Origin of the sequence: Kitasatospora misakiensis, from assembly GCF_042656005.1 — a bacterium.
GTDB lineage: Bacteria > Actinomycetota > Actinomycetes > Streptomycetales > Streptomycetaceae > Kitasatospora > Kitasatospora misakiensis.
This window is the reverse complement of the sequence record NZ_JBHSOF010000040.1, coordinates 20,348-41,410: the sequence shown is the minus strand read 5'-3', so window position 1 is coordinate 41,410 and position 21,063 is coordinate 20,348. Positions and strand designations below refer to the sequence as shown.

General features: G+C 73.5%; 15 protein-coding genes. 8 read left to right on the top strand and 7 right to left on the bottom strand.

Going from position 1 to position 21,063, the window contains the following annotated elements:
* Positions 1 to 51: 51 nt before the first annotated feature.
* The 4 genes from ACFP3U_RS26265 to ACFP3U_RS26250 form a co-directional block, all read right to left on the bottom strand.
* On the bottom strand, positions 52 to 2,361 hold the full coding sequence (locus ACFP3U_RS26265; protein WP_380228138.1) for a glycosyl hydrolase family 18 protein: 2,310 nt from the start codon (positions 2,359 to 2,361) through the stop codon (positions 52 to 54).
* 262 nt (positions 2,362 to 2,623) lie between these two features.
* The gene (locus ACFP3U_RS26260) at positions 2,624 to 4,615 is read right to left on the bottom strand and encodes a hypothetical protein (RefSeq protein ID WP_380228137.1); all 1,992 of its coding nucleotides are present in this window, start codon (positions 4,613 to 4,615) and stop codon (positions 2,624 to 2,626) included.
* 153 nt (positions 4,616 to 4,768) lie between these two features.
* Entirely contained in the window at positions 4,769 to 5,662 is an 894-nt protein-coding gene (locus ACFP3U_RS26255; RefSeq protein WP_380228136.1) for a TetR/AcrR family transcriptional regulator, read from the bottom strand.
* A gap of 22 nt (positions 5,663 to 5,684) precedes the next feature.
* Positions 5,685 to 6,194 carry an NUDIX hydrolase gene (locus ACFP3U_RS26250; protein ID WP_380228135.1) on the bottom strand — a complete coding sequence of 170 codons (510 nt, stop codon included), beginning with the start codon at positions 6,192 to 6,194 and terminating at the stop codon, positions 5,685 to 5,687.
* An 82-nt stretch (positions 6,195 to 6,276) separates the two neighbouring features.
* Between ACFP3U_RS26250 and ACFP3U_RS26245 the strand changes: the two genes are divergently transcribed.
* Entirely contained in the window at positions 6,277 to 7,497 is a 1,221-nt protein-coding gene (locus tag ACFP3U_RS26245; protein WP_380228134.1) for a serine hydrolase domain-containing protein, read from the top strand.
* 36 nt (positions 7,498 to 7,533) lie between these two features.
* On the opposite strand, the gene ACFP3U_RS26240 is transcribed toward ACFP3U_RS26245, so the two are convergent.
* The 3 genes from ACFP3U_RS26240 to ACFP3U_RS26230 all read right to left on the bottom strand — a co-directional run bounded on the left by ACFP3U_RS26240 (position 7,534) and on the right by ACFP3U_RS26230 (position 10,854).
* Entirely contained in the window at positions 7,534 to 7,857 is a 324-nt protein-coding gene (locus tag ACFP3U_RS26240) for a nuclear transport factor 2-like protein (protein ID WP_380228133.1), read from the bottom strand.
* Positions 7,858 to 8,105: 248 nt separating this feature from the next.
* Positions 8,106 to 9,629 (bottom strand): acetaldehyde dehydrogenase ExaC, encoded by a 1,524-nt coding sequence (gene exaC / locus ACFP3U_RS26235; protein WP_380228132.1) that lies wholly within the window; start codon positions 9,627 to 9,629, stop codon positions 8,106 to 8,108.
* Positions 9,630 to 9,906: 277 nt separating this feature from the next.
* Positions 9,907 to 10,854 carry a terpene synthase family protein gene (locus ACFP3U_RS26230; protein ID WP_380228131.1) on the bottom strand — a complete coding sequence of 316 codons (948 nt, stop codon included), beginning with the start codon at positions 10,852 to 10,854 and terminating at the stop codon, positions 9,907 to 9,909.
* A gap of 329 nt (positions 10,855 to 11,183) precedes the next feature.
* Here ACFP3U_RS26230 and ACFP3U_RS26225 point away from each other — a divergent pair, with 329 nt between their 5' ends.
* The 7 genes from ACFP3U_RS26225 (at position 11,184) to ACFP3U_RS26195 (ending at position 21,058) form a co-directional block, all read left to right on the top strand.
* Positions 11,184 to 13,304 (top strand): ATP-binding protein, encoded by a 2,121-nt coding sequence (locus tag ACFP3U_RS26225; protein WP_380228171.1) that lies wholly within the window; start codon positions 11,184 to 11,186, stop codon positions 13,302 to 13,304.
* On the top strand, positions 13,298 to 14,269 hold the full coding sequence (locus ACFP3U_RS26220; RefSeq protein WP_380228130.1) for a tetratricopeptide repeat protein: 972 nt from the start codon (positions 13,298 to 13,300) through the stop codon (positions 14,267 to 14,269). Before ACFP3U_RS26225 ends, ACFP3U_RS26220 begins: the two co-directional genes overlap by 7 nt.
* 308 nt (positions 14,270 to 14,577) lie before the next feature.
* Positions 14,578 to 15,663 (top strand): aldose epimerase family protein, encoded by a 1,086-nt coding sequence (locus tag ACFP3U_RS26215; protein WP_380228129.1) that lies wholly within the window; start codon positions 14,578 to 14,580, stop codon positions 15,661 to 15,663.
* A 310-nt stretch (positions 15,664 to 15,973) separates the two neighbouring features.
* Positions 15,974 to 17,251, top strand: a complete 1,278-nt coding sequence (locus ACFP3U_RS26210) for an extracellular solute-binding protein (RefSeq protein WP_380228128.1) — start codon at positions 15,974 to 15,976, stop codon at positions 17,249 to 17,251.
* 112 nt (positions 17,252 to 17,363) lie between these two features.
* On the top strand, positions 17,364 to 18,368 hold the full coding sequence (locus tag ACFP3U_RS26205) for a carbohydrate ABC transporter permease (RefSeq protein WP_380228127.1): 1,005 nt from the start codon (positions 17,364 to 17,366) through the stop codon (positions 18,366 to 18,368).
* Positions 18,369 to 18,406: 38 nt separating this feature from the next.
* Positions 18,407 to 19,318 (top strand): sugar ABC transporter permease, encoded by a 912-nt coding sequence (locus ACFP3U_RS26200; protein WP_380228126.1) that lies wholly within the window; start codon positions 18,407 to 18,409, stop codon positions 19,316 to 19,318.
* 33 nt (positions 19,319 to 19,351) lie between these two features.
* Positions 19,352 to 21,058: a glycoside hydrolase family 13 protein gene (locus ACFP3U_RS26195; protein WP_380228124.1), complete on the top strand. Its 1,707-nt coding sequence runs from the start codon at positions 19,352 to 19,354 to the stop codon at positions 21,056 to 21,058.
* The last annotated feature ends 5 nt before the right edge of the window (positions 21,059 to 21,063 follow it).

Genomic DNA, 21,063 nt, shown 5'->3' with positions numbered 1-21,063 from the left:
GCCCGCCGCGCGCGGTGAGCGCGTGACGGGCCAGGTGCCGGACGGACGGGGCTACTTGAGGCCGTTGTCCACCGCGGCCATCAGTTCGCCGTTCGGCGTGTCACCGTCGAAGGCCCAGACCATCGCGCCGGCCAGCCCCTGGGACTTGATCCAGGCGGTCTTGCGGGCGATCTCGGTCGGGTCGTCGTAGGTGTAGAAGACCGAGCCGTTGTAGAGGTAGGCGTACCCGGCCACCGGGTCCCGGTAGACGGTGTAACCGCCGCCGGAGGCCATCTGCTTGAGCTTCTTGTAGTCCTCGAAGCCGGCCTCGTAGGTGCCCGGGCCGGGGCCCGTCGCGGTCTGGAAGAGGCCGTTGGTGGTGCCGCGCGGGACGCCCGTCCAGCCGCGGCCGTAGAACGGGATGCCCAGCGTGAGCTTGCTCTTCGGGGCGCCGCCGGCGAGGTACGCGCCGATCGCGATCTCGGAGCTGAACTGCCGGGCCGGCGGGTTCGGGTCGCCCGCCGCGAGCTTGATCGCGGACTGCTGGTTGGTGACCGTCTCCCAGCCGCCGTGGTAGTCGTAGCCCTGGACGGTGGCGAAGTCGAAGGCGCCGAACAGGCCGGGGATGTCGATGCCGGCGGCGACCTTCGCCGGGTCGGCGGGGAGGAAGGCGCTCAGCGTGTAGTGCTTGCCGGTGGTGGCGCCGAGGGCGTCCAGCTGGTGGCGGAACTCCTGGGCCAGCAGGGTGTAGTTGGCCTTGTCGGCCGGCCGGAAGATGTTGCCGGTGTGCCCGTCGGAGTTCGGCCACTCCCAGTCGAGGTCGATGCCGTCGAAGATGCCGGCCGCGCTGCCCGCGCCGCCTCGGCCGTCGATCACCGGCAGGTTGCCCTTGATGTACAGGTCGATGCAGGAGCTGACCAGCGCCTTGCGGGAGGCGTCGGTGGCCGCCGCGTCGGAGAACCACTTGCTGTACGACCAACCGCCCAGCGAGATCTGCGTCCTGAGATTGGGGTACTTGGCCTTGAGCTGCTTCAGCTGGTTGAAGTTGCCGGCGAGCTTCTGGTCCCAGGTGTCGGTGGTGCCGGCCACCGAGCTGCCCGCGTCCCAGCCCTTGCCGAAGTCGGCCCAGGCGTCGCCGGCGCCGTCACCCGCGTTCGGGTCGTTGTCCGGGCCGGCCGCCTTGTTGGTGATGAAGCACTGCTTGGTGCTCGGGTGGATGTTGGCGAAGGCGTAGTTGAGCGTGGTGAGCCGGCCGGCCGAGCCGGAGGTGTCGAGCTGCTTCACGCTGTAGCCGCGGGCGTAGATGCTCCACTGGGTGAAGTAGCCGATCTTCATGGTGGCCGGGTTGCCGCCGCCCGGCTTGGTCCTGCCGGTCACCGGTCCGGACGGTGGCGACGCGTTGCCGGCCGCGTCGCGGGCCTTGACGGTGAAGGTGTAGGCGGTGTCCGGCGCCAGGTTGCCGACGGTGGCGGCCGGGCCGGTGACGGTCGCGGCGAGCGCGGTGCCGTTGTACACGTCGTAGGCGGTGACACCGACGTTGTCGGTGCTCGGGGCCCAGCTCAGTGAGACCGAGTTGGCGTCCGAACCGGTCACGGCGGGGGTGCCGGGCGCGGTGGGCGCCTCGCGGTCCTCGACCGGGGGCTTGGTGGTGGCGCTCACCGGGCCGGCCGCCGCCGAGCGGTTGCCGGCCGCGTCGAAGGCCTGGACGGTGAACTGGTAGGCGGTGCCGGCGGTCAGGCCCTGCACGGTGACGGCCGTGGTGGCGCCGTCGGTGGTGGCCGCCTTGGTGGTGCCCTGGAAGACGTCGTACCCGGTCACGGCCACGTTGTCGGTGCTGGCCGTCCAGGACAGGTCGACCGTGGTCTGGGTGACGGTGCCGGCCTGCAGGGCGCCCGGGACGGTCGGCGCGGTCTGGTCCCCGCCGCCGCCGCCGCCGCACGGCCGGCCGTTCACCTTGCAGTTCTTCAGCGGCTGGTAGGCGCCGGAGTAGGCGATGTTGAAGCCGAGGTTGTAGCTGCCGCCGGCCGGCAGGGTCGCGGCCCAGCCGGGGTTCTTCACCGTGACGTGGGAGGCCGCGGTGGTGTACGTCGCGTTCCAGAGGCTGGCGACGGTGTTGCCGGCGGGCAGGTCGAACTCCAGCGTCCAGCCGTCGACCGGGGCGGTGGAGCCGTTGGTGATGGTGTAGCCGCCCTCGTAGCCGCTGCCCCAGTCGCTGCCCTTGGCGAAGGTCGCGGTGACGGATCCGGCGGCGGCCTCGGCGGCGCGCTCGGCGGCGGCGTTGGCGGCGGCGTTGGCCGTGGTGGCGGGGAGGGCGGCGGCGAGCAGGGGGACGAGCAGGGCCCCGGCCGCCAGCAGCGGCAGGCTGATCCGACGTCTGCGCATGGATGTGGCTCCTGTCCTGGGGCCCCGGGCAGGCCCGGACGCCCCGTTACCCGTGGGGAGGTGTCAGGTGCGTGGAGCAGCGGGTTCCGGGCCATGGGGGTGGCGCGGAACCGGTCCTCGGGCCGTCGGGGTGCCGCGGAGGATCCTGTGCCGAGGGTAGGGAGCGGACCGGCAACTGGCAATAGGTCTGTACCAGTTGCCGGTCGTGGGCATGACCGGTGGCGCGGTGGACGGGCGTGTGCGCGGTGACGGGTGCTGTCGCTCAGCCGAACGGGTCGTGCTCCGGCGTGGCTGCGGCGGGCTGCGGCGGGGCCGGGGCGGCGTCGGGCTGCGGGGCGAAGGGGTTGAAGTCCGGGGGCGGGACCATCACCGGGGTGCCCTTGACGGGGGCGGCCGGCCCGGCCTCGGCGGCGGGGACGCTCGGCGGGGTGCTCGGCGGCGGCGGGACGGGCGCGGCCGGCGGGGCGCCGACGGTCGTGCCGAACGGGTCGCTGGCCCGCTCGGCGGCGGTCACCGTGCCGAACGGGTCGGCGGCCGGGGCAGCGGCGGGTTGCGGCGCGGCGGCCGGGGCGGGGGCCGGCGCCGGGGTGGCGGCCGGGGTGCCGAGGATGCCGAAGGGGTCGAAGTCCGGCGGGGGCACCGTCACCGGCGTGCCCTTCAGGGGCTCCGGGCTCTCGGTGGCCGGGGTGGCGGCCGGGGTGCCGAGGATGCCGAAGGGGTCGAAGTCCGGCGGGGGCACCGTCACGGGCGTGCCCTTGAGGGGCTCCGGGGCCTCGGCGACCGGCTCCGGGGCGTCGTCGGGCACCAGGATCGGCTGGGCCGGGGTCGGGTCGGCGACCTGGGCGAAGGGGTTGAAGTCGGCCGGCGGGACGCGGACCGGGGTACCGGGCAGCTGCTGCACCGGGAGCGGGGTGGCGTCGTCCGCGGTCACGGGCTCGGGGAGCGGCGCGGGAGCCGGCGTCGGCGCCGGGGCCGCGGGGGGCATCGGAGGCGCCGGAGCGGGGGCCGGGACCGGTGCCGGGGTGGCGGTCGGGACGAGGACGGCGGCCGGGGCGGGAAGGGGCGCGACCGGCGCGCCGGGGACGCCGTCCCAGCCGAACTGCACGGACTTCAGCAGTTCGGCGAACACGTCCGTGTACAGCTCCCAGTCCTGCGGCTGGGCGGTGGTCAGCTGCACGCAGAGCACCGAGACGCCATCCGGCAGCGGGACGAAGGCCTCGACCACCGAGGTGACCGCCCAGCGGCGCCCCCCGTCGGCGGCCAGCGGGCCGGGCACCGGGACGCTGCGGCCCTCGACCAGGACGGCCGCCGGTCCGGCGGGCAGCAGGACCGTCCACACCTCGGCGTGCCGGCGCACGGTGGCCAGTTCGGTGGCCAGGCCCGTGATCGGCAGCGGGTGGCGGGCCAGCGAGACGACCAGCGTCGCATCGGCCGCCCGACCGTCCACGTGGACGGCGCCGATGCCCGCGTAGACCACGCCGGAGGCGGTGACGACGTCGGCCAGGGAGGCGGTGATCAGGGCGAACTCGCGGCGCTCGCCCGGGCCGGTGCCGCTGAACAGCTCCTCGGCGGCCTCGGCCAGGTGCGCCGTCAGCTCGGCGGCGGCAGCGCCGGTGGCCGGGGCGATCCCGCCGCCGGCCGGGATGCCGTCCACCGGGCCGGTGGGCACCGTGCGGGCGGAGACCCCGGGCGGGCCGCCGGGCGAGGTGAGGGCGTGGAAGCCGGGCGGGACGACCAGGCGGACCTCGGCGCCCGCGCCGGTGGGCAGCTCGACCGGCTGCCGGGTCTGCTGCCCGGCGGCGAGGGCGGCCAGGGGCGCGGCGAACGCGGGGCGGAGCTTGGGGTCGGCGGGCTCGCCGGTCACCGGGAGCTCGAAGTGCCCGGCGGTGAGGGCCTCCGGGGAGTCGGCCGCCGCGCCGCGGACCGGACCGGTGGCGCCGTAGCGGGCCAGCAGGGCGCGGGTCACCAGCGGGGCGAGCGCGGCGCCGGTGCCCGGGCGGGCGGTGCCGGCGGTGACCACGGTGCCGAGCCGGTCGACGGCGGTGTGCACCGGGCCGTTGGGCGCCAGCGGCAGTTGGAACAGCGCCCCGGCGACGGGGTGCGCGGTCGCCCGCAGGGCGGTCAGCGCGGCCGCGGGGTGGCGCGAGGTGCGGGCGTCGAAGAGGGCGTCGGTGAGGCTGCCGAGCGTGGCGGCGACCCGCTCCGCGGCCGCGAAGGGGTGCGCCTCGGCGCTGAACTGGCCGTCCTGGGTCAACTGTTGAGCCCCCCGCTCTGCTCGCTGTGCGTTCGGTGGTCCGGATCCCCGGCCCGAGGGTGCCCGGTGGGCCGTCAGATCCGTGCACATTCCTATCAGAGGCCGCCGACGTGGCAGAACCGGCGGCCCGGGGTGGTCGCCCAGGTACGGCCTCTAGGGACGGTCGGACGCGTCCTCCTCGTCGGGTGGCGAGGCGGGGGCGGCCAGGGCGGTGAGGGCGTCGGCCACACCGGGGACGGCCAGCAGGCCCGCGAGGTCGCGGACCAGCCTCCCGGTCGGGCCGTCCGGCCGCTCCCCGGCGAAGAAGCCGGCCAGCTCGGCGGCCAGCGCGGGCTCCCGGGCGGCGGTCAGGGTGAGCGAGGCCACGAACTCCTGCACCAGGTGCAGCTGCAGCTCCGCCAGCGGCACCGAGCGGTCGGCCAGCCACTCCAGCGAGGTGATCTCGGCGTTGGCGATCCAGGCCCGGACGGTCAGCCGCAGCCCGGGGCTGGGCGAGGGGAGCGCCAGGTGGCCGAGGATCTGGTCGTGCGCGGCCTGCCGGACCTCGTCGATCACCGCCGAGGTGTTGGTGCTGGCGGTGACCGAGCCGCCGCGCAGCAGGGCCGCGAAGCCGGGGCCGTGGCTCTGCACGAAGTCCAGGTAGCGGCCCATCACCCGGTACAGGCGCTCGGAGAGCGGGCCGTCGGCCGGCTCCTCGAACCGGGCGGCCAGCTCGCGGCCGGCCCGGCGCAGGGACTCCTCGTAGATCGCCTGCTTGCCCGGGAAGTAGTGGTAGACCAGCGGCCGGGAGGCGCCCGCGGCGGCGGCGATGTCGTCGATCGACACCTCCTCCGGCGGCCGGTGGCTGAACAGCTCCAGCGCGACGGCGATCAGTTGCTCGCGCCGCTCGTCCACACTGAGCCGTCGGCGCGTCCGCCCGGTCTGCGAGGTCTCTCCGGACCGCGAGGTCTGCCCGGTGCGCCCGGTCTGCGCTGTCTTCTCGGTGCGCTCCGGGCGGTCGCCCTGCGCGGGCGCGGGGGAGGGGGCCGACGGCGTGCGGGATGCCATGCGCGTCACCCTATCCGCCCGGTCAGGCCCCCTGGTGCCGCAGGTAACGGCGGTAGGCCTCGCGGCCGTCCGGGACGAACTCGTCGCGGGCGAGGCGTTCGGCCAGCTCGGCCGGGGTCAGCCAGGCGTGCCAGGCCACCTCGGACTTCTGCGGGTCCACCGGGCCGTCCCACTCGGCCTCGTGCACGTCGGACCACCAGGAGAGGCCGTCGCCGCGGAAGATGAAGCGGAACAGCGGGCGCGGGACGATCCCGGTCACACCCATCTCCTCCTCGGCCTCCCGGACGGCGGCCTCCTCGTACGTCTCGCCGGCCCCCACCACGCCGCCGACGAACATGTCGTGGGCGCCCGGGGCGAACAGCTTGGTGTCGGTGCGCCGGTGCACGAAGATCCGCCCGGCCGGGTCGCGGACCAGGACGAAGACGCACCGGTGGAGCAGCCCCCGCCGGTACACCTCCCCGCGCGGTGCGGTCCCGATCACCCGGTCGTGCTCGTCGACGACGTCCAGCAGCTCATCGGCAGGATTGGTCATGACAGACAGGTTAGGGTTTCCGAACGGTTCACGGACATGCGAACGATGCGAAACGACACGCGAGGGACGAGGGCGGCGCGCGGTGGTGGAGATCTGGGGCGAGACGGCCGAGGGCTTCGAGTCGGTGCGGGAGGCCTTCGCCCGCAACTTCCGGGACTACGGGGAGCTCGGCGCGGCGTTCGCGCTGTACGTGCGCGGCCGCAAGGTGGTCGACCTGTGGGGCGGTGACGCCCGGCCCGAGGTCGGCGGGCGGCCCGCGCCGGCCGTGCCGTGGACGGCCGACACCGCGCAGGTGCTGCGCTCGGTGACCAAGGGCCTGACGGCGACCACCGCGCTGCTGCTCGCCGAGCGCGGGCGGCTCGACCTGGACGCCCCGGTCGCCTCCTACTGGCCGGAGTTCGCGGCGGGCGGCAAGGGCGGGGTGCCGGTGCGCTGGCTGCTGTCGCACCAGGCCGGAGTGCCCGCGCTGGACGTGCCGCTGCGCCTGGAGGACGTGCTCACCTGGGAGCCGGCGGCGGCCGCGGTGGCCGCCCAGCGGCCCGCCTGGGAGCCGGGCACCGCGCACGGCTACCACCCGTACACCTTCGGCTGGTTGGTCGGCGAGGTGGTGCGCCGGGTCAGCGGGCGGACCGTCGGGCAGTACTTCGCCGAGGAGATCGCCCGGCCGCTCGGCCTGGACCTGTGGATCGGGCTGCCGTCCGGTGCCGCGCCCCGGGTCGGCCGGCTGGTCGACCTGCCCGCGCCGGAGGCGGCCAGGAGCGGTCCGAGCGGGCTGCGGCTGCGGCCCAAGCAGTCGGTCCGGGACGCCTACCAGGACCCGGCGTCGCTGACCGCGCGGGCGTTCGCCTCGGTGCGGCCCGGGGTGGACCTCAACGACCCGGCGGTGCAGGCCGCCGAGATCCCCGGCGCGGGCGGGATCGGCACCGCGCGCTCGGTGGCCCGGTTCTACGCGGCGCTGATCGGCGCGGCGGACCGGTACGGCAGCGGCGGCGGGACGCTGCCGCCGCTGCTCGGCCCCGAGGTGCTGGCCCGCGCGGTCGGGCCGGCGGTCAGCGGCCCGGACCGGGTGCTGATCGTCAACTCGACGTTCGGGCTGGGCTTCTTCCGGCACAGCCCGACCGCGCTGATGACCTCGCCGGCCAGCTTCGGCCACCCCGGCCGGGGCGGTTCGCTGGGTTTCGCCGACCCGGAGCTCGGGATCGGCTTCGGCTACGTCACCAACGGCATGCAGCCCGGCGTCACCGGGGACGTCCGCTCCCGCGCGCTGATCCGGGCGGTGCGGGAGTGCCTCGGGCTGTCCTGACGGGGCGCCGGGCGGGGCGCCGGGTGGGCGCGCGGGTCAGGCCTGGCCGGTCTCGAAGCGGCTGATCCGGCCGTTCTCGACGGTGAAGCGCCATGCGGTGCGCATCTCGCCCCAGGTCTCGTTGCGGTAGTCGGCGACCAGCGCCCGGCCGCCGTCGGATTCGGAGCGGACCTCGATGTGGCCGCGGACGGTGAAGATCTCCCGGTCGATCCAGTCCTGGAGGTCGCGGTCGGTGCCGTCGTCGGCCATCGTCGCGTCGGGGGCGAGCAGGTCGACGAAGGCCTTCCGGTCGCCGGCGTTGATCGCGGTGACGGCGGCGCGCACGGTCGGGTCGGACAGTCTGGCGGGGGCGATGGTCATCCGGTCTCCCAGGAGTCGAAGCGGTCAGGACTCCTGTTTAGGACGTCGGACGGGACTCGCCGCGCATGTCGGCGGCGCGTCGGGGATTTCCCATGATTCATGTGCTTACATCCCGATACGGGTGATTTGCCCTCAGGGGACCCCGGGACCGGGCCACGGGGAGTGGTGTACGGAGTGGGAAGTCGGCCGGCCCGACTTCCCACTCCGCGTTCCGGGCTCCGCCGGCCGCTGCCGGCCGGACTCCGGTCCTAGAACAGGCCCAGGGCCTGCGGGGAGTAGCTGACCAGCAGGTTCTTGGTCTGCTGGTAGTGCTCAAGGACGGTCTTGTGGCCCTCCCGGCCGATGCCCGAGTTCTTGTACCCGCCGAAGGCGGCGTGGGCCGGATAGGCGTGGTAGCAGTTGGTCCACACCCGGCCCGCCTGGATGGCGCGGCCCGCCCGGTAGGCGGTGGCGCCGTCGCGGGTCCAGACGCCGGCGCCGAGGCCGAACAGGGTGTCGTTGGCGAGGGCGATCGCGTCGTCGAAGTCCTCGAAGCGGGTCACCGCGACGACCGGGCCGAAGATCTCCTCCTGGAAGATCCGCATCCCGTTGACGCCCTCGAAGACGGTCGGCTTCACGTAGTAGCCGCCGGACAGCGCGCCGCCGAGGTCGGCCCGCTCGCCGCCGGCCAGCACCTTGGCGCCCTCGGCCTGGCCGATCTCGATGTAGGAGAGGATCTTGCGCAGCTGCTCGTGGCTGGCCTGCGCGCCGACCTGGGTCTCGGTGTCCAGCGGGTCGCCCTGGCGCATCGAGCGCACCCGCTCCAGGCCGTCCGCGAGCAGCCGGTCGTACACCGCGGACTCGATCAGCGCCCGGCTCGGGCAGGTGCAGACCTCGCCCTGGTTGAGGGCGAACATCGCGAAGCCCTCGACCGCCTTGTCGTAGAAGGCGTCCCGCTCGGTGGCGACGTCGGCGAAGAACAGGTTGGGGCTCTTGCCGCCGAGCTCCAGCGAGACCGGGATGAGGTTGCCGCTCGCGTACTGCGAGATCAGCCGGCCGGTGGTGGTCTCGCCGGTGAAGGCGATCTTCCGGATCCGGTCGCTGGAGGCGAGCGGCCGGCCGGCCTCCAGGCCGTAGCCGCTGACCACGTTGAGCACGCCCGGGGGCAGCAGGTCGGCGGTCAGCTCGACGAGCAGCAGGACGGAGGTCGGCGTCTGCTCGGCGGGCTTCAGCACCACCGCGTTGCCCGCCGCGAGGGCCGGCGCGAGCTTCCAGACCGCCATCAGGATCGGGAAGTTCCACGGGATGATCTGGCCGACCACGCCCAGCGGCTCGTGGAAGTGGTACGCCACCGTGTCCTCGTCGAGCTGCGACACCCCGCCCTCCTGGGCGCGCAGCGCGCCGGCGAAGTAGCGCAGGTGGTCGACGGCGAGCGGCAGGTCGGCGCCCAGCGTCTCGCGGACCGGCTTGCCGTTCTCCCAACTCTCCGCGACGGCGAGCCTTTCGAGGTTCTGCTCGATCCGGTCGGCGATCCGCAGCAGCACCTGGGCGCGCTCGGCGGGCGGGGTGCGGCCCCAGGCCGGGGCGGCGGCGTGGGCGGCGTCCAGCGCGGCCTCGATGTCCTCGGCGGTGCCGCGAGCGACCTCGGTGAAGACCTCACCGGTGACCGGGCTGGGGTTCTCGAAGTACTGGCCGAGGACCGGTGGCGTCCACCGGCCGGCTATCCAGTGCTCGTAGCGGGGGCGGTAGCCGACGATGGATCCGGGCTGTCCGGGGGGCTGGTAGACCGGCATGCTCTGGTGCCTCCTCGCGCTGTCGGGGCACCGCTCCGGCGGGCGGGCCGGGCGGTGCGCCGGGCCGTGCAGGGCGGCCCGGCGGAGGGTACGGACACACACGCGGGTCGGGCGCGCCCCGCTCCGGGGGCGCCCGCCGGGCAGCACCCTAACCGGCGGACGGCCGGTTCGGCTACGGTCCGTACGGCGCCCGTCGACGGAGGGTGGCGCATTCCGGCCGCCGCCGCCCAGCGGCCGGGCCCCGCTCCTCGCGGCCTGGCCGCCGGGCCTCGCGCCCTCAGGCTTCCTGGTAGCGGCCGGTGAGGCGTTCCCAACTCAGGTAGCCGGCCAGCCAGGTGACCAGTCCGTCGGCGTAGCGCTGGGCGATGATCCGCTCGACCCGGGCCAGCCCGAGCTCGCGGTACACGTCGGGGAGCCCCTCGTACAGCTCGCGGCAGCGCTCGACCATCAGCTGCGCCTCGCCCATCACCACGGCGCAGGCCTCCTCGGCCGAGCAGTCCCGCTCCCGCTGGACGATCATCACCAGGTTGTTGACGTCGCCGCGCGGCGCCTCCAGCGGGAACGACCGGACGTCGTTGGTCAGCGACGGGATGTCGGCGGCGAGTTGGCGGATCTGACGCAGCACCGGGTGGTGCAGCACGGCGGGCGTCACCTCGAAGTGGCCGAGCCGCTCGACCATGTCGAAGATGGTCTCCATCGCGGCGGTGCCGCGCCGCAGCACCTGGTAGCCGGCCCGGTCGGGCGGTCGCGGGCTTATCCGGCCGGCCGCCTCGGCGGGGTGACTGGCCAGGTAGTACTCCCAGTTGTACGCGGCGCGCGCCTGCCAACGCGCGGGCATGCCCTGGACGCTGCGCTCCCAGAGGTCGGCGAACGCGGTCTCGACGGCGGAGGTCCGGTCGGGCCGGGCGCCGTGCAGGACGGCGATCAGCCGGTCGCAGATGGGGGCGACCTCGGTGGGGCGGCGGCCGAGCGGTCCGTCGAACTGGTCGTCGAAGAGGAAGTAGAAGCCCATGAGGTCTGCGGCCAGGGCGAGTTCGTCGGGCCCGGCGTCGGGGTAGCCGAGGGCCGCGAGGTCGACCACGTCCCAGTGCGCGTAGGCGGGGTGGGTCGGGTCGGACAGCAGGGGGTGGCGGGTCAGCCAGGCGCGGTGCAGTTCGGTGGCGTACGGCCCGTGGGTGCTGCGACTGTACGGGAACGGAATCTGAAGTGAGGTGTCGTCAGACATCGGACTCCCGGAGCTGCGGAGGGTGGGGGCGCTTGCGGTATTGCGGCTGTTGGTGGGGGAGTTGGGGCTGAGCGGCCGGATGGTGGCAGAATGGCACGGCATGATCGACTTGGCCTGCGGGGCGTAGATTATCTGATGCAATGATCTGACGTTAGGGATATAGGGCAATTGCCCTCGGCAAGCTCGCCGAACCCTCGATCTCGGCCCCCGCCTGCGTGAATGCACTCCACCGGGCCTCCGGCAACGCTAACCTCGGCTGCACGGGCAGGGAACAGCGAGGCGGAGGCGCGACGGTGGCCGAGTGGGACAACGAATTCCGGGTGGAGGCAATGCCCGGCGCGCGGGAGGCCGAAGGCGCCCCCAACCGGGTCCGACTGCGTGACCGCGACGCCGAACTCCGCTCCGCCGAGGCCTCGGTGGACAAGCTCTGCCGCGACTTCGCGGCCGGCGGCACCGAGATCGGCGAGCTGCTCACCTTCTCCGGCCGGCCCGGCATCGGCAAGACCAGTCTGCTGCACGAGGTCCGCAGGCTCGCGAAGCTCCGCCCCGGCGCCACCGTGCTGTTCGCGCGGGGTGGCGAGCGCCAGTTCAACGAGCCGTACCACGTGCTGCGCCAGCTCCTCCAGCCGGTGCTCGGCAGCCTCGGCCCCGGCGAGTTCCGTCAGGTGATGGGGACTTGGGAGGAGGTCGTCGGGCCTGCGATGGGCCTCAAGCAGCCCAAGAAGGGCGCCCGCCGCCTCGACCCGCAGGGCGTCCGCGACGGCCTGGACTTCGTCCTGACCCAACTCGCCCCGCGCCGCGCCCCACTGGTGATGATCGTCGACGACCTGCACTGGGCCGACCTCGAATCCCTCGCCTGGCTGACCCAGTTCGCCGTCCGGGCCCGCGAGTTGCCGGTCCTGCTGGTCTTCGCCTACCGCGACGACATCGCCGACTGGCAGCCGGACTCCCAGGACCACCACCGCGCCGTCGCCACGCTCGCCACCCGACGGCACGAGCTGACCCGGCTCTCCCTGGTGGCCGTCACCGACATCATCCGCGCCGAGCTGGGCGACCGGGCCGAGGACGCCTTCTGCTACGAGTTCTGGAACGTCGTCAACGGCAACCCCTTCGAGGTCGTCGCCCTGCTCGACCAAGTCCGCGACCAGGAGCTCGACCCGGTCGAGGAGAACTCCCTCCAACTGCGCGAACTCGCCGTCGACGCCACCGGGATGACCCTCAAGTCCTGGCTGGAGCGGCTCGGCGCCGCCACCCTGCGGTTCGCCTGGGCCGCCGCGATGCTCGGCACGGACATCCGGCCCGACCTCGCCACCCGGATCTCCGCCCAGACCACCGAGGGCGCCCGCGCGTCCATCGTCGAACTCCGCAAGCAGCGCGTCCTCACCGTCACCCCGAACGGCAACCTCGAGTTCGTCCACCCGCTGATCGCCAGCTCGATCTACAACACCATGCCCGAGGCCACCCGCACCGGCATGCACGGCGTCGCCGCCGCCGAGATCGAGAACGCCGGACTCGGCCTGCTCGCCGCCTCCCGCCACCTGGTGGAGACCTTCGCGGGCGAGGGCGACGACCGCACGGTGCGCAAACTCCGCCGGGCCGCCTCCGAACACCTGCTGATCGGCGCGCCCGAGGCCGCCCAGCGCTGTCTGCACCGCGCCCTCGCCGAGCCGCCGGACGACCAGGACCGCGCCGAGGTGCTGTACGAACTGGGCTGCTCCGCACTGCTCACCGACCCGGTCGCCACCGTCAACCAGCTGAAGCTCGCGCTCGATCCGGAGGAGGGGCCGCTGCGCCCCTCGCTGCGGGTGGACGCCACCTTCCGGCTCTCCGAGGTGCTCGCGCACAGCGGCGAACTGCGCGAGGCCGCGCTGGTCTGCCAGGGCGAGGCCGAACGCACCTTCGGGGACCAGGCGGGCCGGCTGCGGCTGGAGGCCGCGTCGTTCATGTGGCACGCCTACCGCAAGTCCGAGGAGGACGGGCCGGCCCGCTCCGCCCGGCTCGGCGCGCTGTGCGACAGCCTCACCGGGCGCGATGCCGCCGACCGCGCGGTGCTGGCGCTGCGGGCCTGGGACCTCACCCTGCGCGGCGAGCCCTCGGCCGAGGTGCTGCGGCACGCCGACGACGTGCTGGAGAACGGGCGGCTGCCCAAGGGGCTCGGCTGGACCGACAACACGTGGGGCTTCGAACTGCCCGCCACGCTCGGCCTCTCCTACACCTACAACGACCGGATCGCCCAGGCCGAGCGGCTCTTCTCGGACGCCATCGTGCAGTTCGAGGTGGCCGGCTGGTCCGGTGCCCACCGGGGCTTCGCCTACTTCCTGATGGGCCTGGCCCGGTTCCGGCGCGGTCTGCTCGCCGAGGCCGAGGACTTCCTGCGCCCCGCGCGCTGCGGCTCTCCGAGCGGATCGGCTCCAAGCTGCCGCTGGCCTGGGACGCGGTCGGCGTGCTGATCGACACCCTGATCGCCCGCGGCCGCAGCCGGGAGGCCTGGGACCTCGCCATCGACTTCGGCTTCCACCCGCCGTACCACGCCACCGCGATGGTGCTGCCGGACGCCGCCTCGCTGTACGGCAAGCTGCTGCTCGCCGTCGGCCGGCCCGCCGGCGCCGCCGCCGCGCTCACCGAGGCCGGCGCCCAGTTGGACATCCGGGGCTGGCACAACACGGTCTGGGCGCCCTGGGCCGGGCACCTGGCGATCGCGCTGGCCGAGGACGAGCCGGAGCGGTCCCGGGCGTACGCGCGCCGCTCGGTCGCCGACGCGGAGCGGTTCGGCACCGCCTCGGCGATCGGGACGGCGCTGCGGCTGTCCGCCCAGATCGAGGACGGCCAGCAGGCGGTCGAGCTGCTGGAGCGGGCGGTCGCCCACCTGGGCCAGTCGCCGGCCGGCTACGAGCACGCGGTGGCCCTGGTCGACCTCGGGGCCGCGCTGCGCCGGGTGGGCCGGCTGGAGGACGCCCAGGAGTACCTGTACCAGGGCATCGAGCTGGCCCAGCACTGCGCCGCGGACGGACTGGTCGACCGGGCCCGCCGCGAGCTGGCCAACTACGGCCTGCGGCCGAACCGGCTGGGCGACGTGCGGGAGACCCTCAGCCAGCCCGAGTGGGACGTCGCCGAGCTGGCCGTCGGGGGCCTGTCGCCGCAGCTGATCGCCGACCGGCTGGCGCTGCCGCTCAGCCTGGTCAACCGCCGGCTGGCCGCCGTCTACCGCAAGGCGGGCAGCGGGCCCGACGGCCTGGCCGCCGCCCTCGCCATGGGGTCGGAGCACCGGTCGGGCGAGCGGTGGGAGGGCGAGTGGTGGGCGCCCGGGCCGCGCGACGGCTCGGATGCGGCGGCGCTCGTGGAGCTGCCCGAACGGTCCGGACTTCCCGAACTGCCCGAGGCCTCGGAGCCGCCGGACGGACCCGATCGTTTCTGATCGCTCCTGATCGATTCTGATGGCTTTTGGCTGCTTCTGGAGGCTCGGGTGGCAGGAGGGTGGCAGGGCGGCGGCGGGCGGACGGCGCGCGTGCCGGGCGAGCGCCCCCCTACACCCGCCTGTCCGCCCGCCGGTCCGCCCGTCCGCCCGGGCCGGTGTCCCGGTTCCTCGCCGGGCCGCGACCTGATCCGACAAAAACCAACAGACAGGCCTTAGGCTGACGCCGACCCGGGCCCGTTACGGGGGCTCGGGCGGTACCCCGGTGAACGGCGGGCACACGGCTGTGGCCCGCCAGTGAGGAGCAGGTCATGGCGACGCCCCCGGTGAACGGGTCGCAGACCACCAGCGTGCGGCGCGAGCCCTTCGAGCCCTCGGGCGCGGGCGCCGCGATCGAGCGGTGGACGCTGCGGGCCGGCCCGTACGAGGCGAGCGTGCTCACCCTCGGGGCCACCCTGCACACCCTGGTCGCCCCCGACCGGGACGGCCGCCCGGCGCAGGTGCTGCTCTCCAGCGACCGGCTCGCCGACATCCTCGGCCCGGCCCGGCACTACGGCACCGTGGTCGGCCGGTACGCCAACCGGATCGCCGACAGCCGGATCACCCTCGACGGCGAGGAGCACCCGCTCGCCGCGACCGGCAACGGGGTCACCCTGCATGGCGGCCCGGACGGCTTCGCCAACCGGATCTGGGCGGCCGAGGAGCTGCCCGACGGCGTCCGGCTGCGGCTGCACAGCCCGGACGGCGACCAGGGCTTCCCCGGCGCGCTGGACGTCACGGTCGACTACACGCTCGACGCCTCCGGCGAGCTGGCGATCCGCTACCACGCGGTGACCTCGGCGCCGACCGTGGTCAACCTCACCAACCACGCCTACATCAACCTGGGCGGCGAGGGCTCCGGGGACGTCCTCGGCCATCTGCTCACCCTGGACGCCGACGGCTACACCCCCACCGACGAGCGGCTGATCCCGGACGGGCGGATCGAGCCGGTGGACGGCACGCCGTTCGACTTCACCACCGCCCGGCCGATCGGCAAGTCGGTGCACGACGCGCACCCGCAGCTGACCGGCCCCGGCGGGTACGACCACAACTGGGTGCTGCGCCCCCGCCCGGCGGACGGCACCCCGGGCCCGGCCGCGCGGCTGGAGGACCCGGTCAGCGGGCGGACCCTGGAGGTGCTGACCACCGAGCCGGGCGTCCAGGTCTACACGGCCAACACCTTCCACGGCGCCGTCACCGGCGCGAGCGGGGTGCCGTACGGGCCGTTCGCCGGGATCGCGCTGGAGACCCAGCACTTCCCGGACTCCCCGCACCGGCCGGCCTTCCCGAGCACCGTGCTGCGGCCGGGGGAGGAGTTCCGTTCGACCACCGTCTTCCGGCTCGGAACCACCGGCTGACGGGGGCGCTGCAAGAGCCTTTCACCACGGAGGGTGGCCCCGGCGGCGTCAGTCGACCGGGGCTAACCGGACAAAGCGCCATAATTCCTAAGCCTGTCAACTACCGTGCGGCAACGTGAAGGACACGCGGGTGTAACGATCGCCGTTTCTTGCAGAAACTTTCTGCAAGGACTTTCCGCGACTGTTGCCCCGCTGTTAACTTCCTTCCCGAGCCCGACGGCAGCAACGGTGCGGTCGGCGCGAGGCAAGGCAGTCATTATGCGCCTGCCTCCCACTTTTTCGGGCACCCCCACCCCTCCAAGGAGTTCTCATGCGGCGTGGCATCGCGGCCTCTGCCCTCGTTGTGGCCCTCGCGGTCTCGATGGCTGCCTGTGGCAGCAGCGGCTCCAGCTCGGACGGCAAGGCCGACGGGCCGGTCACCCTCACCTACTGGGACACGTCGAACGCCACCAACGAGGCGCCGAACTACCAGGAGCTGGTCAAGAAGTTCGAGGCCGCCAACCCGGGCGTCAAGGTCGACTTCGTCAACGTGCCGTTCGACCAGGCGCAGAACAAGCTCCAGACCGCCATGGGGGCCAAGGGCGCGCCGGACGTGTTCCGCTCCGAGGTCGGCTGGACCGCCGCCTTCGCCAAGGCCGGCTACCTGGAGCCGCTGGACGGCACCCCGGCCGCCGCGGACTCCGCCAAGTTCCAGCCCAGCCTGATCCAGCAGGCGAGCTACCAGGGCAAGCTCTACGGCGTGCCGCTGGTCACCGACACCCTCGGCCTGATGTACAACAAGGAGCTCTTCGCCAAGGCCGGCATCACCGCCGCCCCCACCACCTGGGACGAGCTCAGGACCGCGGCCGCCACGGTCAAGGAGAAGGCCGGCGTGGACGGCTTCTGGCTGAAGGCCGCCGACGGCTACTACGCGATGCCGTTCCTGTTCGGCGAGGGCACCGACACCGTCGACGCCAAGGGCAAGAAGATCACCGTCGCCGGGCCCGAGGCCGCCAAGGCCGTCGAGACCTACAAGTCGATGTTCACCGCGCCCGGCACCGCCAAGGCCGACGTCACCACCGACGCCTACGCGCACATGATGGACGCCTTCAACAGCGGCAAGGTCGCGGCGATCGTCCAGGGCCCCTGGGAGATCACCAACGTCTACAAGGGCTCGGCCTTCGCGGACAAGACCAACCTCGGCATCGCCCCCGTCCCGGGCGGCTCCGCGGGCAAGGGCGGCGCGCCGACCGGCGGCCACAACATCTCCGTCTACGCCGGTGCCGACAAGGCCCACAAGGCCGCCGCCGAGAAGTTCGCCGCCTTCATGACCTCGGCCGAGAGCCAGGCCTTCATCGCGCAGAAGAACTCCACCCTGCCGACCCGCGACGACGCCTACACCCCCGAGGTCAAGGCCGACCCCGGCATCGCCGGCTTCCAGTCGGTGCTGTCGAGCGCCAAGCCGCGCCCCGAACTGCCCGAGTACAGCTCGCTGTTCGCCTCGCTGGGCACCAACCTCGGCAAGATCGTCCAGGGCACCTCGACCCAGGACGGCCTGAACACCGTCGCCACCGACTACGCCAAGCTCCTCCCGGGCTTCGCCAAGTAGTCCCCGATCTGCAGCCGTTCGGCCCGCCTCCCCCACGGCGGGCCGGACGGCCGGACCCGTAGCAGCAGTCGCCGAAGCGAGGCGGCGGACCTCCCCGAGAAGGTGTCGAACAATGTCAGTCGCCGTGCAGGGCGCCACCGGCCAGGGCAGCCGGCAGCGCGATCCGCGTCCGGGCCTGATGGAGCGCCTCAAGCGCTCGTACGCCAAGCACTGGTACGCCTACGCGATGATCGCACCGGTCGTGCTCGTCCTCGGCGTCCTGGTGCTCTACCCGCTCGCCGAGGGACTCTGGCTCACCCTCACCGACGCCAACAGCCTCAACATGGCCCGCAAGATCGGCGCCAACGAGATCCCGGCGAGCTACCACTTCGTCGGCTTCGACAACTACGCCGACATCCTCTGGGGCCCCGGCTCGTACGACCGCTTCTGGTCGCACTTCGTCTGGACCATCTCCTGGACGGCGCTCTGCGTCGGCCTGCACTACACCATCGGCCTCGGCCTCGCCCTGCTGCTCAACCAGAAGCTCCGCGGCCGCGCCGTCTACCGGATGCTGCTGATCCTGCCCTGGGCCGTGCCGACCTTCGTCACCGTCTTCTCCTGGCGGCTGATGCTCGCCGACGGCGGCGCCGTCAACGGCCTGCTCTCCGCCCTGCACCTGCCCGAGCCCGGCTGGCTGGACGACCCGACCGCGCAGAAGGCCGCCGCCGTCCTGGTCAACACCTGGGTCGGCGTGCCGTTCATGATGATCTCGCTGCTCGGTGGACTCCAGTCGATCCCGGCCGAGCTGTACGAGGCCGCCGAGATGGACGGCGCCACCGCCTGGCAGCGGTTCCGCCACGTCACCCTGCCCGGGCTGCGCACCGTCTCCTCGACCGTCGTCCTGCTCGGCGTGATCTGGACGTTCAACCAGTTCGCCGTCATCTTCCTGCTGTTCGGCGGCTCCGGCGCGCCCGACGCGCAGCTGCTGGTCACCTGGGCGTACCGCCTCGGCTTCGGCCAGCAGCCCCGGGACTACGCGCAGTCCGCCGCCTACGGCGTGATCCTGCTCTCCATCCTGATCGTCTTCACCGGCTTCTACCGCCGCTGGCTCGCCCGCAACGAGCGGGCGAACGGCTGACCCCGGCGCAGCCGGCGACCACGAAGGAGGCACCCCCGATGAGCACCACCACCGACCGACCCACCCCGCTCGCCGCCCGCGCCACGGCGCCCGCCGCCCGGCCGGCCAAGGCCCGCGGCCGCGACGAGACCGGCCCGCTCGCCAAGGCCCTGATGCACGGCGCGCTGATCCTGGCCAGCCTGATCGCCCTGTTCCCGGTGGCGTGGATCCTCTACGTCTCGCTCGGCCCGGACAAGACCGACTACCTGCACCCCGGCGAGATCCTCGACAAGATGACGCTGTCGAACTACAGCACGGTGCTGTTCGACACCGACTTCTTCAGCTGGTTCGGCAACGCCTTCCTGGTCTCCGGCGTCACCACCGTGTTCGGCGTGCTGATCGCCGCCTCCACCGGCTACGCCGTCTCCCGGATGCGCTTCCCCGGCCACCGGCCGCTGATGTGGTCGCTGCTGGTCACCCAGATGTTCCCGATCGCGGTGCTGATCGTGCCGATGTACACGATCCTCTCCCAGCTCGACCTGCTGGACAGCTACCTCGGCCTGATGCTGGTCTACTCGACCACCACCGTGCCGTACTGCGCCTGGCTGCTGAAGGGCTACTTCGACACCATCCCGGTGGAGATCGACGAGGCCGGCCGGGTCGACGGGCTCACCCCGTTCGGCACCTTCTGGCGGCTGGTCCTGCCGCTCGCCCGCCCGGGCCTGGCGGTGGCCGCGTTCTACTCCTTCCTCACCGCCTGGGCCGAGGTCGCCTTCGCGTCGACCTTCATGCTCAGCTCCGACAAGTACACGCTGGCCGTCGGCCTGCAGACCTTCGTCAGCGAGCACGACGCCCAGTGGAACCTGATGGCCGCGACCGCCGTTCTGATCGCGATCCCCTCCTCGGTCCTCTTCTACCTGGTGCAGCGTCACCTGGTGACCGGGCTGACCGCCGGCGCCTCGAAGTCCTGACCGCTCCTCCTCTAGTCCCAAGGGATACCGTCCATGACCCAGAACCTGGCCGACACCTCCCGGCCCGCCGCCGACGCCACCGCTCACGAGGCCGGGGCCGGCGCGGACAGAGGCTGGTGGCGGGACGCGGTCATCTACCAGGTGTACCCGCGCAGTTTCGCGGACTCCAACGGCGACGGCATGGGCGACCTGCCCGGCATCCGCAGCCGCCTGCCCTACCTGCGCGACCTCGGCGTGGACGCCGTCTGGCTCTCGCCGTTCTACGCCTCCCCGCAGGCCGACGCCGGCTACGACGTCGCCGACTACCGGGCGGTGGACCCGATGTTCGGCACCCTGCTGGACGCCGACGGCCTGATCCGCGACGCGCACGCGCTGGGCCTGCGGATCATCGTGGACCTCGTCCCCAACCACTCCTCCGACCAGCACGAGTGGTTCCAGCGCGCGCTCCGCGAGGGCCCCGCGTCCCCGCTGCGCGACCGCTACCACTTCCGCCCCGGCAAGGGCGAGAACGGCGAACTGCCGCCCAACGACTGGGAGTCCATCTTCGGCGGACCGGCCTGGACCCGCACCGGGAACCCGGACGGCACCCCCGGCGACTGGTACCTGCACCTGTTCGCCCCGGAGCAGCCCGACTTCAACTGGGACAGCCCGGCGGTCGCCGACGAGTTCCGGTCGATCCTGCGCTTCTGGCTGGACATGGGCGTCGACGGCTTCCGCATCGACGTCGCGCACGGCATGGTCAAGGCCCCCGGCCTGCCCGACATCGGCGGCGCCGACCAGCTCAAGCTGCTCGGCAACGACGTCATGCCGTTCTTCGACCAGGACGGCGTCCACGAGATCTACCGCAGCTGGCGGAGGATCCTCGACGAGTACCCGGGGCAGCGGATCGGCGTCGCCGAGGCCTGGACCCCGACCGTCGAGCGCACCGCCAACTACGTCCGCCCCGACGAGCTGCACCAGGCCTTCAACTTCCAGTACCTGGGCACCTCCTGGGACGCCGCCGAGCTGCGCGCGGTGATCGACCTGTCGCTCGGCTCGATGCGCCCGGTCGACGCCCCCACCACCTGGGTGCTCTCCAACCACGACGTCACCCGGCACGCCACCCGGTTCGCCAACCCGCCCGGCCTGGGCACCCAGATCCGCACCCCCGGCGACCGCGCGCTCGGCCTGCGCCGCGCCCGCGCCGCCACCCTGCTGATGCTGGCCCTGCCCGGCTCCGCCTACGTCTACCAGGGCGAGGAGCTCGGCCTGCCGGACGTCACCGACCTGCCCGACGAGGTGCGCCAGGACCCGTCGTTCTTCCGCCAGGCCGGCCAGGACGGCTTCCGCGACGGCTGCCGGGTCCCGATCCCGTGGTCCGGCACCGAGGCCCCGTACGGCTTCGGCCCCGCCGCCGGCGGGCCGTCCTGGCTGCCGCAGCCCGCCGAGTGGGCCGCGCTCAGCGTCGAGGCGCAGACCGGCGACCCGACCTCCACCCTGGAGCTGTACCGCTCCGCGCTGGCCCTGCGCCGGGCCACCGCCGACCTCGGCGCCGGCCGCGAGGTCGAGTGGCTGGACAGCCCGGAGGGCACCCTGGCCTTCCGCCGCGGCTCCTTCGTCTGCACCGTCAACGCCACCGGCGCCCCGGTCCGGATACCGGTGCCCGGCCGGCCGCTGCTGACCTCCGCCGACGCCGACCCCCGGGTGGCCGACGGCCAGGCGGTGCTGGCCGCGGACAGCACCGACTGGTGGGCGGTCTGACGTGG

Coding starts and splice junctions, on each gene's coding strand:
- ACFP3U_RS26225 (WP_380228171.1), top strand. CDS start 11,184: ATGCCCGGCGCGCGGGAGGCCGAAGGCGCCCCCAACCGGGTCCGACTG.
- ACFP3U_RS26230 (WP_380228131.1), bottom strand. CDS start 10,854: ATGTCTGACGACACCTCACTTCAGATTCCGTTCCCGTACAGTCGCAGC.
- ACFP3U_RS26215 (WP_380228129.1), top strand. CDS start 14,578: ATGGCGACGCCCCCGGTGAACGGGTCGCAGACCACCAGCGTGCGGCGC.
- ACFP3U_RS26200 (WP_380228126.1), top strand. CDS start 18,407: ATGAGCACCACCACCGACCGACCCACCCCGCTCGCCGCCCGCGCCACG.
- ACFP3U_RS26195 (WP_380228124.1), top strand. CDS start 19,352: ATGACCCAGAACCTGGCCGACACCTCCCGGCCCGCCGCCGACGCCACC.
- ACFP3U_RS26210 (WP_380228128.1), top strand. CDS start 15,974: ATGCGGCGTGGCATCGCGGCCTCTGCCCTCGTTGTGGCCCTCGCGGTC.
- ACFP3U_RS26250 (WP_380228135.1), bottom strand. CDS start 6,194: ATGACCAATCCTGCCGATGAGCTGCTGGACGTCGTCGACGAGCACGAC.
- ACFP3U_RS26265 (WP_380228138.1), bottom strand. CDS start 2,361: ATGCGCAGACGTCGGATCAGCCTGCCGCTGCTGGCGGCCGGGGCCCTG.
- ACFP3U_RS26255 (WP_380228136.1), bottom strand. CDS start 5,662: ATGGCATCCCGCACGCCGTCGGCCCCCTCCCCCGCGCCCGCGCAGGGC.
- ACFP3U_RS26240 (WP_380228133.1), bottom strand. CDS start 7,857: ATGACCATCGCCCCCGCCAGACTGTCCGACCCGACCGTGCGCGCCGCC.
- exaC (WP_380228132.1), bottom strand. CDS start 9,629: ATGCCGGTCTACCAGCCCCCCGGACAGCCCGGATCCATCGTCGGCTAC.
- ACFP3U_RS26205 (WP_380228127.1), top strand. CDS start 17,364: ATGTCAGTCGCCGTGCAGGGCGCCACCGGCCAGGGCAGCCGGCAGCGC.